General features: G+C 43.5%; 12 protein-coding genes. 7 read left to right on the forward strand and 5 right to left on the reverse strand.

Annotated features, from left to right (window positions below; all coding sequences use genetic code 11):
* Positions 1 to 211 precede the first annotated feature (211 nt).
* Complete coding sequence (locus tag R7F07_RS18380; RefSeq protein ID WP_213916102.1) at positions 212 to 1567, reverse strand: hypothetical protein; 1356 nt, start codon at positions 1565 to 1567, stop codon at positions 212 to 214.
* 206 nt (positions 1568 to 1773) lie between these two features.
* On the opposite strand from R7F07_RS18380, the gene R7F07_RS18385 reads away from it, so the two are divergent.
* The 7 genes from R7F07_RS18385 (at position 1774) to R7F07_RS18415 (ending at position 6783) form a co-directional block, all read left to right on the forward strand.
* Positions 1774 to 1998 carry a helix-turn-helix transcriptional regulator gene (locus R7F07_RS18385; protein WP_025622075.1) on the forward strand — a complete coding sequence of 75 codons (225 nt, stop codon included), beginning with the start codon at positions 1774 to 1776 and terminating at the stop codon, positions 1996 to 1998.
* A 12-nt stretch (positions 1999 to 2010) separates the two neighbouring features.
* Positions 2011 to 3024 (forward strand): replication protein RepA, encoded by a 1014-nt coding sequence (locus R7F07_RS18390; RefSeq protein ID WP_104974446.1) that lies wholly within the window; start codon positions 2011 to 2013, stop codon positions 3022 to 3024.
* Positions 3025 to 3998: 974 nt separating this feature from the next.
* Entirely contained in the window at positions 3999 to 4775 is a 777-nt protein-coding gene (trbJ, locus tag R7F07_RS18395; RefSeq protein WP_104974445.1) for a P-type conjugative transfer protein TrbJ, read from the forward strand.
* Positions 4776 to 4777: 2 nt separating this feature from the next.
* Entirely contained in the window at positions 4778 to 4975 is a 198-nt protein-coding gene (locus tag R7F07_RS18400; protein ID WP_318110547.1) for a hypothetical protein, read from the forward strand.
* Between the two features lie 2 nt (positions 4976 to 4977).
* Entirely contained in the window at positions 4978 to 6267 is a 1290-nt protein-coding gene (gene trbL, locus R7F07_RS18405) for a P-type conjugative transfer protein TrbL (protein ID WP_250156011.1), read from the forward strand.
* Positions 6248 to 6526 carry a conjugal transfer protein TrbL gene (locus R7F07_RS18410; RefSeq protein ID WP_250156010.1) on the forward strand — a complete coding sequence of 93 codons (279 nt, stop codon included), beginning with the start codon at positions 6248 to 6250 and terminating at the stop codon, positions 6524 to 6526. Before trbL ends, R7F07_RS18410 begins: the two co-directional genes overlap by 20 nt.
* 2 nt (positions 6527 to 6528) lie before the next feature.
* Positions 6529 to 6783 carry a hypothetical protein gene (locus R7F07_RS18415; protein ID WP_213916101.1) on the forward strand — a complete coding sequence of 85 codons (255 nt, stop codon included), beginning with the start codon at positions 6529 to 6531 and terminating at the stop codon, positions 6781 to 6783.
* A gap of 326 nt (positions 6784 to 7109) precedes the next feature.
* Here R7F07_RS18415 and R7F07_RS18420 read toward each other — a convergent pair whose 3' ends face one another.
* From R7F07_RS18420 to R7F07_RS18435, 4 genes are all read right to left on the reverse strand, one after another.
* Positions 7110 to 7457, reverse strand: a complete 348-nt coding sequence (locus R7F07_RS18420) for a DUF2513 domain-containing protein (protein WP_213916100.1) — start codon at positions 7455 to 7457, stop codon at positions 7110 to 7112.
* A gap of 175 nt (positions 7458 to 7632) precedes the next feature.
* Positions 7633 to 8571 (reverse strand): diguanylate cyclase, encoded by a 939-nt coding sequence (locus R7F07_RS18425; protein WP_250156009.1) that lies wholly within the window; start codon positions 8569 to 8571, stop codon positions 7633 to 7635.
* Entirely contained in the window at positions 8552 to 13363 is a 4812-nt protein-coding gene (locus R7F07_RS18430) for a CHASE domain-containing protein (protein WP_140278691.1), read from the reverse strand. The genes R7F07_RS18425 and R7F07_RS18430 overlap by 20 nt, the downstream gene beginning before the upstream one ends.
* Positions 13360 to 15441 (reverse strand): EAL domain-containing protein, encoded by a 2082-nt coding sequence (locus R7F07_RS18435; protein ID WP_213916099.1) that lies wholly within the window; start codon positions 15439 to 15441, stop codon positions 13360 to 13362. The genes R7F07_RS18430 and R7F07_RS18435 overlap by 4 nt, the downstream gene beginning before the upstream one ends.
* Between the last annotated feature and the right edge of the window lie 49 nt (positions 15442 to 15490).

The raw sequence follows: 15490 nt of genomic DNA on the forward strand, positions 1-15490 counted from the left end.
GAATCTAGCCCAGATATAATCTGACAGGCACCGAGTCGAAAAGTGGGTAACTGTCAGATCAGGTCTGAATTAGTACACATGAATGCACTATCCAAAAGAGAAGCTGTTATATATTAAGACTAGTTTTGGTTTCCGTTTGAGCTATGTTCTACTTTTATTTATCTCCATGAATTTAGTCTTTCTAAATCAAATTTTAGCCGCTAAAATTCTGTTAGATTTGGGGGCTGGGTAAGAGAAACTCGTCACGAATTGTTCCCAAAGCTTTAGACACCGCTTGGTGAGTTATTTTTTTACCACCAAGTTTAGTTAGCTTTTGAGCAATTTCTTTCTGATTAAGGCCTTGCTTTCTCAGAGCGAGCATTCTTTTCTTATTGTCAGTAAGTCTTGAATCGACCATTCTTCGGGCTATATTACGCAAAGCTCCTTCGTCATCTGCTCCAAGAGTTGTACCAGCTCCAGTCAAGCGCACAGCCGCTTCGTTAATGAGCCTTTCTGTCTCGCCTTTTAGCTCTATCGGGTACTCGAAATTATCCCTGATATAATGGAAAAATGCGTCAGCTTGCTTTTGCGTTAAGGACTTATCCTGGAGGAAGTGATAAAAATAAAGATCAACTAGTTCATCTCCTGAAACATCTTTAAGCTTTTCGACTTTGAAAACGTGAAGCCGTAATCGTCGACATTCTTTCTCAAATTGGCTCTTTGATTTCATAGCACTCCTATATACGGAGTTCCAAGTGCGACCATCTTTATTCTTCGGTTTATGATGAGGGCAATACCGGTGGCTAAGTTGCCTTTTTTTCTTATTATCCTGGTGTTGTTCGTTGTGGCTTTCTACTTCATCCTCAGGGTCTAATATATTGTTATCTAACTTATAGAAATATTCTGCGAGTTCATTTCTTTGGCCACACAGCTCGCAGTAGGTTTGTTTTCGTTGCGCATTGAGTTTTGTATCTGCGCTATGTTGCCGAAATCGTGTGGGCGTAAGGTGAAGTTGCCATAAAAGCTCGAGTAGATTGTCTACAGTTCCTTGAAACTTAAAATCTATAGGCCGATATTGATGTTCAAGGTTCATAAAGTGCCTCAAGCGCTGTTTGATCACGTCATGAGCATTTTGGAACCCCATCATCATAATTAGATTGGTTATCGGAGTATCTTCTTTTAATTTTGATGCATATTTAATAGATACAATACGATCTGCCTTTTCTGTCAAAGCCGACTTGTTTTTTGAACGTGGCAAGGGTGAACGATCAATATTCAGGTAGGGGTTTGGAAAGTAGCAAAAATGACTCATAGGAAGAGATCGAAGGAACTCTGACACCTTAGGGTCGATAACTTCTAAGATGAGCTCTCCAATAGGGCGCTTATCGGTTTCTAGTTTGTGGTGAGCTTTACTCCCCTTTAAATGGCTTCTAGGGTCTTTTCTTTTTGAATGTACTGTGTAGTGTGCCCAGCGCTCTCTAAACTCTCGTATGCCATCTGCAACAAAGGCGTCACAATCCTCCCAGACAGAAATATAGTATGCGTCTAAGCGATCACTTGCTTCCTTTTCGATTTCAGCATATTCCATCTGCCACTCCCGTCCCCCGTACTGCAGTGCCATGTTACTAATGATTACGTGATGAACATATTAGCAACTAGTTGCATTTATTGGTAGCTGGTCCTTTATCAATATGAAAATAAATGAAGGCTCAACTTAATCTGCCAAAACGTCCAATCCGGAGTTTAAAAAATATTGGCATAGTCAGGTCTCAGTAACTAGGAGGAGGCAAAGACATGCAGGATCTGGCACATAAAACCCTTATTAATCGCAAGACACTACTCAAGATGATTCCTTTGTCTGATCGGACTATTTACAACATGGAGCAACGGGGAGAGTTCCCTCGACGAATAGTACTTACTAGCCGCAGTGTGGCTTGGGATCTTTCAGAGGTTGAGAACTGGATAGAAGAAAAACGCAGGTCTGCATTCAAAGCAGCTAGACCGGGCTTTTTTTGGTAGTCAGTAATCAATATGTCGTTTGAAGATTTTATGGATACAGAGTTCCTTGTATCAAATAAGAAAAAAAATGTTCCAGTAGTGCACCGTAAAACAAAAGTTGAAGTGAGATCGAGCTACGTAGACTCCATCATAGAGATTCAAGAATGCAGTGCTCAGGAGGCCAATGAACTCGGATTTATTGCTCGACTTCTGATTCAAGCAACCATGCCGCACAGCAATCCAAAATCGAATGAGTGGAGCCGGAAGAATGGTAATTTCACCATCCACATGATGGCACCATCATCTGTAGGTTTGCCTTTCGGTTGTTATGCACGCTATCTCTTGGTTTGGGTAAGTACACAAGCAGTGAGAAATAAGTCAAAACTGGACAATGGCTTTATCACTGAACAGGAAGCACGCAGGCTTGAACTGGGAGATTCTCAAAGAGGTTTTATGAAAAAACTAGGGGTGCGTTCAAGTGGGGGAGAAAATGGGCCAATAGACCCCTTTAGGGACCAAATGCGGCGGTTGTTCAAAACTACGATCAGTGTCAGTTATACAGAACTAAATGATGAAAGTGGATATATTTGTGAAGATGAAACAGGAGCCAGGGTCGCTGATATTTCCCATATTTGGTGGAGTACAAAGCAATCCGATCAAGATTCATTAGGAGCATCTTGGGTGGAACTATCGCCTAAGTTTTTTCAACTTATTACAGATAAACCTGTCCCTTTGGATATGAGAGTTCTGCGGTTGATTAAGCGTTCTCCGATGGCCGTAGATATATATTGTTGGGCGACTTATCGGGTGAGTTATTTAAAGCGAGCCACAATTATTCCTTGGTTAGGTTTGATGGGGCAATTGGGAGCGAATTACGCCAATGTCAAAGACTTTAAACGACGGTTCAATGGTGGACTTAAAAAGGTACAACAGGCATGGCCAGAACTAGATGCTACTCCAACCGAAAAAGGATTACTTTTGAAGCCAAGTGCTCCTCAAGTACCTCGACGGACAAAACGACAGATTGAACGGGATATTGAAGCGTAATGGAACTGTATACACCATCGTTTTAGGTGTTAGTAAGTCTGGGAAATTAGAAAGTTATCCACGCATGTTTTGTCCCGCTTTAAAGGGGGAGTTTTGCGCATGTTTTGTCCCAGTTTACGCATGTTTTGTCCCGGAGTGCGCATGTTCTGTCCCGAGAAAGGCCAAAAAGTTTTTTAATAACAGATGGTTGTGGAACCTCCTATAGTACTTTCCTGTAGGTTTACCTATATAAAAAATTAACCTGTAGTTAAGAGAAAAATACAGTGGATAATTTGGTAAAGACTGAGCAGTTTGAGTATCGAAATTGGAATAATACAGTCTATAAAATACCGAACTGTTAAGCTGATTTATACATGTCTGAAACTGTCAATAGAATGGATTTGAACGGCATTGGTGGATTTTTAAGTTATTGAAAAATAGCTGTTTTAATGTTTCACCTTCTTGGCGTTTCAACATTTATTGACATTTGAGGGGCGGGAGATATTTGGAATCGAAATAATATTACAAGCCTTTCCCATGTGATTTCAGACATATACATACAAATACAGACAAGATTCATCGTCTTTGCAGAAATATACAGATAGCAAAACATGGATAAACAGTGCTGAGGTGCGGGCAAGATAGGTGAAGTAGGCCCACCAACAAGTTGATGGTTCCTATTTCACTCACTACTTATTCGCACCTTCGGGCTCAACGGTATCCTGCTCTACGAGGTCTCTAATTATCGACTTTAACCCTTGGAACTCCTAACCAGCTTTAAGGGGAATGACACCTATGTTTCAAAGATCTGAGGCCGCGCGTTTTTAAGGTGTCGCGCAGGTCGGACGCCAGGATAGAAAGTGACAACCTATCTTTGTAGAGGTCCACATTCACCGCTGATTTTCAGTAGGGGTAAAGGCTCATATCTATAGATTTTGGGCCGATACAGGTTGGTGGGTGCAACTTAGTCACGACAATACTAAGGGCACTCAATTATGAACAACGTACGTATTTTAGCGGCTAAAATAACTACGGCCGCTATTTCATTAGCATTTATCTCTCCCATACCGGTAGTAGCTGGGATTCCGGTTGTTGATGGAACGAACCTGACACAAAATATTATGTCAGCAATGGAGTCTGTCACTCAAACAGCCAAACAGATCCAACAGTACCAAACTCAGTTGCAGCAGTATGAAAACCAGTTGCAAAACACTATGGCCCCAGTGGCTTATATTTGGGACCAGGCACAATCGACGATTGATGATTTAACTCATGCCACCAATACGCTTGCTTATTATCAAAACCAGCTTGGTAGCCTTGATGCTTACCTAAGCAAATTCCAGGATGTGGCCTACTACCGCAGTTCACCTTGCTTCAATGGATCTGGAGGTTGTACGCCTGCAGAACAAGCGAAGATGGAAGAAAACCGTCGCTTGGCGTCCGAATCCCAGAAAACAGCCAACGATGCTCTCTTTGAAGGCTTGAAGCTACAGCATAAAAACTTGCAGGCTGACGCTCGTCAGCTGCACCGATTACAGTCAGCAGCTCAGGGAGCAGATGGTCAGTTAGCTGCTATTGGCTATGCCAACCAGCTCGCTAGTAACCAGGTCAACCAACTCCTTCAAATCCGTAGTTTGTTAATTGCTCAGCAGAATGCTGTTGGTTCTCGAATGCAGGCGGAAGCCGACCGCGAAGCTCAATATCAAGCGTCCCGTGAAAGGTTATTTGATATGGGAGAGCCTACCGACCGTTCAAAAAATAGGGGGTTCTAATCATGCAGAATATCATTCGAGTTTTTATCGTCAGCGTGTTGGCATCTTTCGTTCTGGTAGGGTGTGGTGAGGATGGAGGGCCAAAGCCTACAACGATCAACTGTAATAACCCGAACCTGACGAAAGATCTGAGGGAAGAAGGGAACTGTCTTTGGGATATGGGCGAACGCACGGAACGCTCCAAGAATAAGGGGTTCTAATTATGAGCAAGATATTCATTCGACTTGTGATGCTACTAGCTGTGTTACTGACCTCGCAAACTGCGTCGGCGGCCATTGAGCCTAATGGTGTCTTGGATGAGGTAGCCGTGCGCTTCATGACCGCTAGTGCTACTTGGAGCACGGTAATTACAAACCATGCCGTGTGGCTGTTTTGGACGCTGGGTACTATATCTCTTGTTTGGACTGGCGGTACTTTGATCCTTAAACAAGCGGATATAAGGGAGTTCTTTGCCGAGTTTATGCGCTTTATCCTGACGTTTGGTTTTTTCCTCTGGTTACTCAGAAACGGCCCAGACTTTGCGACGTCAATCATCGACTCGTTGAGAACGATCGGTGCTCAAGCCGGTGGCCTTCCGAGAGACCTAACCCCCTCAGAGCCTATCAGCATTGCTTTCGACATTATTGTTAAAGCAGGTGAGTATTACAGCATCACAAGCCCTATAGATAACTTGTCTCTTTTCTTAATCACGCTAGCAATTTTGGCATGTATGGCGGTTGTGGCGGCTAATGTGTTGTTGGCCTTGGTAACTGCTTGGATATTGATATATGCCGGTGTTTTCGTGCTGGGGTTTGGTGGTTCGCGTTGGACTTCAGATATAGCAATCAACTACTTCAAAAGCGTATTGGGTGTCGCTTTGAAGTTGATGACAATGACTTTGCTCATTGGCATCGCCATGTCGATAATGGACGGTTTTTATGCTGAGCTATCCAATGATGCTCCTATGCGTGAACTGCTGGTGATCTTTGTCGTTTCACTGGTTCTCGTAATGCTTATTCACTCTGTTCCCAATGTGGTTGCTAGCCTAGTTCCCGGAGGTGGCGCGGCGGCGGGTGCTGGCAGCATAAGTGCTGGGGCGGTGGCCGGAGCGACTGTTGCCACTGGTGGTATGGCTGCTGGTGCAGCAATGGCTACCGCCGGCGGTGCGTCTGCTATTCAGGCTGCATTTACAAAAGCAGGTGAGAACGTAGCGAACAATACTGACGTTATGTCGAGCCTTAGCAGTGCATTTAGCGGTAGCGGTGACTCTGACGAGGCTGGCTCCTTCTCCCAAGCTTCCGACCAATCTTCTAGTAATGGCGAATCCTCTGGCGGCTTTAAGGATAGTGTTGCAAAAGCGGGCCGCGTTGCAGCGGATACTGGCGCTAATTTGATTAAGGGAGTGGGAGATATGGCCGGGGAGCGTATAAGCCAAACCGCTGGAGGTCGTTTAGCCAGCTCAGTACGAAACAACATGAAAGGGGACGAGGAAGATGATAAGGAGGGTGACTGACGGCGCTTCTCCTGCATTTGACAACGACAACTTAGGCGGTGTCGTTACTGGCTGGACGAGTCAAACCAGCGGCTTTGATGACCTATCCAGTGATGACCAGGAAGAAGCTCGCCAAGCACACGCTGAGTGGCAAGAGCGTGACCCGGAAAAGCACACCTTCGACGTTGAGGACTACGTTTCGTATGCCCAGGAACGCAATGAAGAGGTTGCTAGCTTTGTCAATAAAGGCCGTTCGGCCGAACTAGATAAGGATTACTGATTATGGAGTTTAACTTTCCACCTCAAAACCTTGCGGAGGTATTTGGTTTCTTCGCAGTGATGTTCATTGTGATGCTGGCCTTCTATTTTTTAGGACAGTGGCTACACAGCACTGGACACAGCCCTAAGATGACAACCATTGCCGATAAAATGGAAGTATTCCAAAACAAGCTGGCCGGGCGTGCCTACAAGGACGTGACGAAAACGGTTGATCAAATCGACAACATGAGACGCTGGCCGTTTGGCCGACGCAAGTAGTTAGAAAGCAGTCGGGCCGGTGATGGTGCACCGGCTCGCATTTTCACATACATCAAACCGATTATGGTGAAGCTGTAACTCGTTTTTGGACAAAAGCACGTTAGAGTATGGGTTCTAACGCGCGAGATGTGGATTAGAAAAAGTATCTTGAAACCTTAAACGTTAGGCTTATGTGTGTGATTCATAGAGGTGGTTTCAATTTTCTTAGCTGAAGATCGAGCTTGTAATTTTGCTCTTGAAACCGCTCTTTCTGCACGCCACCTAAATCACTACACTTACCGTAAACTACAAATGCCACGCGTTGCGAATCCGTCTTAAAGCGTTTGTTATGGTTCATTTTCATCCATAAGACCTTTAAGCTTTTTCTTAGCAAAATTCGCAGCCAAATCTTTTGCAACTGCTATAACAGTTGCCACACTATCGTCCTTGAACTTAGTTTTGATAACATTCCATACATCTTCTTGGCGCAAGTTATCTAAAAATTCATGCCCAGCCCAAGTCATACTAGTTATAACAAACCTTGCAGGAGCCATCGATGAGGAGGAGTGACTTCTAACGTAATCACCTTCCTGTCGGAGGACATTAAAGTTTGAAACTTTTCTATTTCCGAAGTGCGTTACTATCGTGGCTAAAAGAACCCAATACTGACAATAAAGATCGACACTTAGACTCAATCAATGTGGCTATCCAACGAAAGTGTGACAACAAAGTTTGAAACTCGCTTTTGGACAAAAATGCGTTAGGGTTACCCCTCCGAAGGGGAGACGGTACATTACTTCTAGTATGGCAAATGACTCTTGACATGTGTTTTGCGGTCAGGGTCCAAACCACATCATTTCGAACTCTTGATTAGACGTTAATTTTCCCGTAAGTAACTCGATTACGACCTTCATCCTTTGATTGATAAAGTGCTTGATCTGCTATCTCGACAATATCTGTGGCTGAAAATGAATCCATATTGCAAGACAACGGTTCTAGTGTGGTGAAACCAATCGACACAGTAACAATGGGATAAATAGCCTGTGGTGCGTGTTGGATGGATAAATCAGTGATGGCTGTCATTAGATGGTTGATAAGCGTATGTGCTCCATTTTGCTCTGTGTTTGGTAACAACAATGCAAACTCCTCACCACCATAGCGGGCTACGACATCGGCCGGACGCTTCGTTATTGTATTTAACTCTCGACCAATGAGTCTTATACAATCATCACCTGCCACATGCCCAAAGTGGTCGTTATATTTTTTAAACTCATCAATATCAATCATGACAATCGTTAGAGGTTCGCGTTGCCTGCGGGCACGCCTAAACTCGATGTCCAACTGTTCATCGAATGCCAACCTATTCGCTAATCCCGATAAACTGTCGGTATGGGCAAGCTTACTTAACTTAATCAACGCTTTATGGTAAGCCAGGTGCGTCTGAACCCTCGCCGCAACGACCCGCGGCTTTAATGGTTTAACAATATAATCAGAGGCGCCTGCATCGAAAACTTTTTCTTCAAACCCGGTTTCAATATTGCTGGTGATAAAGAGGACTGGGATATCGGATGTCAGCGTGTTTTCTTTTAACATCAGGCACAATTCAATACCATTGGTATCGGGAAGTTCGACATCCAATAGGATTAAATCTGGTCGATTCTCTTTAATCATATCGAGTGCTTGTGCCCCCGTTGCTGCAAATCGAATCCGACCAAAATCTTGCAACACTTGATGTAAAGTAATCACAACTGAACTATCGTCATCAACGATAAGTATCTCAGGATTGCTTTCATTCATTCGATGACTCATTATTTCCCCTTGCACGAACAACAAAAGGCATTAAAACCTCACTTGCTTGCTTGAAATTCAAACGTTTGGTCGCCTCTAGCAACAAGCTCAACGTATCTTTACCCAGCAGATTGAGTAAGTATTCTTTTTGCTCTTCGACTAAAGTTAACGCGTTTAAGTCTTGCTCATCGAACATTTTCAATAACTGATTGGCTAAGTCTAAAGAAACCACCTCATTAGACGCCGCAGGGTCGATAGGCATCTCCGTACTCGTTTTCCATACTACCATTGCATCTTTAACGTTAACCTTCAACTTCTTAAGCTCCGACGACAACTCATGAACAGCCACTTCCGCTTGTGAATCTGGCTCTCGCAAAATATTTTCCGCAGAGGATGCCAGAGTATGAAGGTGCTGAGCACCAACCATGCCAGCGGAGCTGCGCAATTTGTGGACTTGAGAAGCGAGACGAAGTCTCGTTTCTGGATTATCCAGAATAGACGTATCGAAAGAATCATCCAGCATGAGATTCTCATTATCTTCTAAAAGATGCTCAAGAGTATTAAAGAACAGTTCCTTATTGTTCATTAAAAGCGCTTTTGCCTGCGAGATATCTAGCCCATCGATAGATGGCCAATCATCTTGCGGTTTTGAGGGGAGGTTAATTTCCTCAACGTCAATATTTTTCCCCAAATATTGAGATACTTGAGTTCGTAATACACTGATGAGCTGCGTTGGGTTGATAGGTTTTGTGAGAAAATCATTCATCCCCGCATCTAGAGCACGTTTACGCTCTTCAACGAGTGCCCCTGCGGTTAATGCAATAATTGGAATGGACGTCAATTGTAGGTTTTTTCGAATGTAACGCGTCGCCTCTAAACCATCCATTACGGGCATTTGAACATCCATTAAAATGGCGTCATAGTAAGATGGATTCTCTTCTAATTTGCTAATGGCAATATGACCACTGCTTGCGCACTCAACGTCCGCCCCTGCTCGAGTAAGAAGATATGTAGCCACTTCTAAATTCGTATCACTATCGTCAACCACCAATATTCTCACATCCGTTAACCACTTAGCGTGTATTTTCTCGGTCGTCGTGGCGTTTAACACCCGCTCGATGTTCCCCGTTAGACGACAGACCGTATCATTGACGGCGTTAAACAACGTGGAAGCACAAACAGGTTTCTGCAATATTGTGTCAACCAGATGCTTAGAATCTAAAAGTTTAATTTGTGCTTTTTCATAAGCCGTTGCCATTAATACGGCTGGCAATTTTTCTTTACTAAACTGTTGTGATAACGACTCTATCGCCGCTAAACCATCTAAAATCGGCATTTTCCAATCGACGATTAATGCATCAGGTAAACGCAGTCCTTGCTCTTGTCTTGCTATAAAAAGTGCAACCAGCGCTTGGCCATCAGTGACTAATTCTGCTCGCCATCCAAGAGCGCGTGTCAAAGACATGATGTGCTTGGCGTCCTCCTCGTCATCTTCGGCAACGATGAGATAGAGCATTTGTTGATTCTGCGATTGCGCAATTTCTATGCTTTCTGCTGAAAGGACAGGAAAAGGAATATCGACCCAAAAGACAGAGCCTTCTCCCTCGACACTGTTAACGGCAATTTCTCCGCCCATTAACGCGACAAGCTGATTAACTATTGATAACCCCAAGCCAGTTCCACCAAAGCGTCTTGTTGTACTCACATCTGCCTGAGAAAAAGGTTTAAAAAGTTGCGATAAACGTTGCTCTGAAATGCCGACACCCGTGTCACTGACAGAAAAACGAATTGTGGTTTTAGGCGCCTCCTCTGGGGCTGACGCAGAAATGGGTTCGACATGTAAACCAATCTGACCCATGTCAGTAAATTTGAGCGCATTCCCCAGTAAATTGACGAGGATTTGCTTCAATCGCATGGCATCGCCTTCAACCCAGCTCGGCAAATCAGGAGACAAAGTTAACGAAAAATCGAGCTTTTTCTGCTCTGCTTGAATGATAAATACGCTGCTGACTTCATCCACAAAGTTTGGAAGTTCAATTGGTAATAACTCCAACGACATCTCATTCGCTTCAATTTTTGATAAATCCAGCACATCGTTCACTATTCCAAGCAAAGATTTTCCTGAAAGGCTGATTTTATCTATCAATACACGTTGTGAATTTGTCAGTGTCTCATTGGACATTAAATGCGTTAGTCCAATAATAGCGTTAAGTGGTGTTCGAATTTCGTGACTGGTGTTGGCTAAGAATGCGCTTTTCGCTCGGGTTGCATTTTCAGCGTCACGCAACGCTTTCGTGAGTTTCTGTTCAGCTTTCAGCCTTTCGGTGATATCTCGCAAAGAAACGGAGACCAACAACTCATCTTCCATAGAAACGGCACTCAAACTAATTTCTACAGGAAACTCTTCGCCATTACCTTTCAATGCAACAAGATTTTGCGAAGGTGCCATTCGACGATGTTTAGGGTTACGCATATAGCTCAATAAATATGTACGATGCGCTTCTCTTAATTCTGGCGGAATGAGTTTATCCACGGAGTGATGTTCGAGTTGGTTTCTTGGTACATCGAACACTTTCTCAGCTTCCGCATTGACCATTTTGATAATGCCCAACTGATCAACTATCAGTGTCGCTTCAGGTGAAGACTCTATTAGGGCTTTAAATCTTGACAGTTCTTTGGTTTGTTGCTGCCGTAACTGATGATTCCATCTTTCTTTTTGTTCAGTCAAAGCGCTTAACCAAAGCCAGTATTGAATACTGATAGCTACGGTCGCTAAAAACAATATCGTAAGCAACAACGTGAGTAACTGCCAGGAGAAACCAATGATAAAGGGAAGATGACTTCTTGTGTTATAAATGGTTAAGTATCTTGACTCTGAAGCGTCACCCAATTGAAACTGAGATTTCACCGCCCAAATGACACCACTAGTGCTTTCATATTCATGGACTCCAGATATCGCTAGGAGTGACGATGTGTCTGAACTAAATTCAGAATGCCATTGAGCCGAGCCACCATATTCAAACGAAAATGGCTTACTGTCATCCGGATGGGCTATGTACTCATTATCTCTATTGGTTATGTAAGTATCGATACCCGCTATGTTGTCTTGCGTGAGATTGTTTAATACTTCTGCCGCATTGACGTTAATAATAATTAAACCAAACGGTGTGCCATCCTCAAAATACAAAGGTGTTGAAAATCGCCAAACTGGTTTGTGGGGGTTTTCAATAAAGCCGAACTCTCTGTTGAGATTAATATCGGACAAATACACTTGATTTGTCTCAACACTCATCGTTTGCAAGATATATGGCTCGGAGCTTTTCTCCTGCAAAGATAATCCATCAAAGGGGAGCAGAGTCGCCCCTTCGCGTTGTAGCTTAACCTGCTCCTTCCAACGGCCTTTTTCAGTAAGGAGTCGTACTTGATATACCTCGTCTGACGTCAACATATACGCTTTAAAAATATCTTCCAGACGCTCTAACCATTGTTCATCTAAAGCACCTTCCACATTATCAGCCTTCGCATTTTGCATTTGTAGCATGGCTTTAATGGGGGGAGTATTGGCTAAAAACAGCGTGTCACGCTCGTATCGCTCTGCCACAGAACTTATATACATAAGAGCGTCTTGGTTTGTGCGAGTGAGCTGATTGGCAATCTCTGTTTTTTGCCCTTTTAGCAGCAACCAGCTCATTAATAGAAATAGAACGAACAGCGTCGCAATCGCAGGCGGCCATGTTTTTTTTACAATAGGGCTTTGAGCAAACAATAAAAACCGTTGAGCCCGCTGGTAGCCTTCATCGTTTTCTCCAAATTCGTGCTCTGAGTGGGTAATGAGTAGATTGACACCCAACACCAGAAGAAACGTCATTCCGATACCGATGGTCAAAACCCAAGCTATATCCCAGCGATGGGATAAGTATGCTTTGTCATTGGGGGTAAGCTCTAACATCCACTTCTGCCCCATCACATCAATGACACGCTCCAATTTATCTTCTGTATGAAGCTGAACAGCATCATGAGCGCTGGTATAAAAAGGCGTTGGCTCTCTTTGGTTACGCAGTTGAATTTGCGCCTGTTCGAAAACTTTAGGTAAGCCCTCGAGCACATCATCAACAATTAAAGGGGCATAAGACCAACCAATAACATTATCCTCTCTTTCCTGTGGTGAAGATAAGTGGAGATCACTTGGAAAAATAGGCAGCATAATCAGAACGCCACGGCGGGCCTTTTTATCGGCTTGAACTAACGTAATCGGCTCTGTGAGGTACGGTCTATTCTCTCTTGCTGAAGCCAGCGCAGCCCTTCGGCGATTCGTTTCAGAGCCGATATCCAATCCAACTGCCTGCTTGTTAGGTTCAATCGGATAGATGTATTCGATAACAAACCGGTCCTCATTATGCGACGTCAAAAAACGGATAGAAAAGTGCGGCATGCCATCACGTCGAGCTTTTTGTATAAAACGTGCCTCCTGTTCAACCGAAACCTTTCGTATAAAGCCAAAACCGAGCGATCCAGGAAACTCATGCGGTATATCACGAGTACCAATGTAATTTTCAAATTGCTTTCGAGTAATAAATTCTGGGCCAGTGGTAACAATGGCCCCACGAGCGGCCCTCAGTCCATATTCGTAAAAACCAAAACGCTCTTGAATCAACGACTCGGCTTGTGTCGCCAGAAGCTTTATATGAGCTTTATCTTCTTCCTGATCCTGAACATGCAGTAAGACAGAGACCAACGCCGTCAGCAATGAACCAGCCAACAAGGGAAGCCAAGCTAAAACCGAAGTGACAGCTTTTGGCAACGATACCTTCATAAGGAGTATTCCAGTTTAATGTCTGTATAACGTACAGGACGAGAAAAATGGTAACCTTGAAGTGATGCCACACCAAAAGCACGTAACCGCGCAACTTGAAAGGAATTTTCAACGCCTTCAGCGACACATTTTAGTCCCGTGTCTTTGGCTAATTGAGCAATCGTTCTGACTAAAGACTCATCAGGATTGTCTTCGGTCAGTTGATTTACAAAAGAGCGGTCAATTTTAAGTACATCCACTGGTAGCGATTTCAGGTAACTTAAGCACGAATATCCCGTACCAAAATCATCTATGGATATGGTGATGCCCAGTTGTCTGAGCTGTTCCATATCACGAGAGACATGTTGCAAATTATCAAGCATCAGGCTTTCTGTCACTTCAAGCTCTATCTGAGAGGGATGAACGCCGTGCTCTTCAATGGCATGCAATAAGAACGGAAGAAAGTGGGGGTCTAAAAATTGAACCGGTGATATATTTAATGCCATATGTAGACGAACCTGACTTTGTTGCCATTGTTTGAGCTGAGCTAAAGCCAAATGGATCATTTGCTCTCCCAAAGGAATAATGAGCCTCGTTTCTTCCGCTAAAGAGATAAATTCAACAGGTGGAATTAAACGCCCATTCTCATCGGAAATTCTCATCAAAGCCTCGACCGCCGTGACTTTCCCGGTATTCGCATCAATCATCGGTTGATAAAGTGCGACCACTCGTTTGAGGTTAATTGCCTGTTTAATCTGAGAATAATGTTCACGTCGAGCAATATTGTGAGATTCCATCTCTTCAGAATAGAAACAAACTCCATCATGAATCGCGTCGACTTTTGCTCGATGTAAGGCCGCGTCTGAATGTAATATTAACGACTGTGCATCAGTGGCATCTTCAGGAAATACGCTCAAACCCATACTGATTGAGAAATTATTTAATTCCGGATGTCGTTTTGCAAACTGTTGGACAGTTTCCTTAATGGACAAAGCAAAATTTGATAACTCCGTGGGATTACAGAGTTCGGGAACCAGAATCATAAACTCGTCAGCATTGTGCCGACTGACCATCCCGTCATTGTGTACTTGACTTTTTAAACACTGGGCAATTTTCTTTAATAATATATCGCCATATTCGAACCCAAACTCTTCATTAATGAGTTTGAACCCATTGATGTCGAGCACTATTAACCCTAGCTCTCGCTCCAAGCGCTGAGCCTTTTCAATTTCGTTCGCAAGGTGCTCCATCAATAAAAAACGATTTGGGAGGTTTGTAAGTTGATCATGTTGAAGGGTATGAGACATTTTTAATGCCATCGCCTTCGATTCACTAATATTATCAAAAACGATCACGCCACCGATTACTTCCCCATATTCAGAAAGTAAAGGGGCGGCACTATCTTCTACTGGTATCCAGCGGCCATTTTGACATCGCATTTGACAATTAAGAGCCATGCCCACCACTCTATTTTCAGAAATGGCCAGTCTAAGTGGATTTATATGAGAGGGGCCGTCGTTTCCGATCCTTAAAGGCATGACATCCTCAATCGCTAATCCTTCTGCATCAGACATCGACATCCCTATGAGCAGCTCAGCGGCGGGGTTTAAATACGTAACTTGGCATTCTTTGTCCGTTGTTATCACGGCGTCACCAATAGAGTCTAACGTTATTCTAGCGTGGCGAAATACTTCAACTAAACGCTGCTCACGATTTCTAAGCATCAGTTGTGTACGAACCCTAGCCGCTACAACAGGCGGTTGTAGCGGTTTAGCGATAAAATCCACAGCTCCGTCGCGTAAACAATGAAGTTGCTCTTCAACTGAATCATTGGCAGTAATGAAAATTACAGGAATTAAAGCTGTCTCGCTGTGATTTTTTAACAGAGCCAATACTTCATAACCATTCATTCCCGGCATTTGAATATCAAGAAGTATAATGTCGGGTTTAACAGCAATGGCCTGCTTTAGAGCATCAACGCTTCTTTGTTCGAAAAAGACTTGCCCAATTGTTTTAAGTACTTGATGCAGTAAAGTAATCTGATCTGCGTCGTCATCAACTAAAAGTATCCGTGGTGAGGATTTACTCACAGAGAACATACTTTCTCCTTCCGCTAGATAAAGGTTCCGTACAACCAACATGACAAAT

Source organism: Vibrio sp. YT-16, from assembly GCF_033337405.1.
Lineage (GTDB): Bacteria > Pseudomonadota > Gammaproteobacteria > Enterobacterales > Vibrionaceae > Vibrio > Vibrio alginolyticus.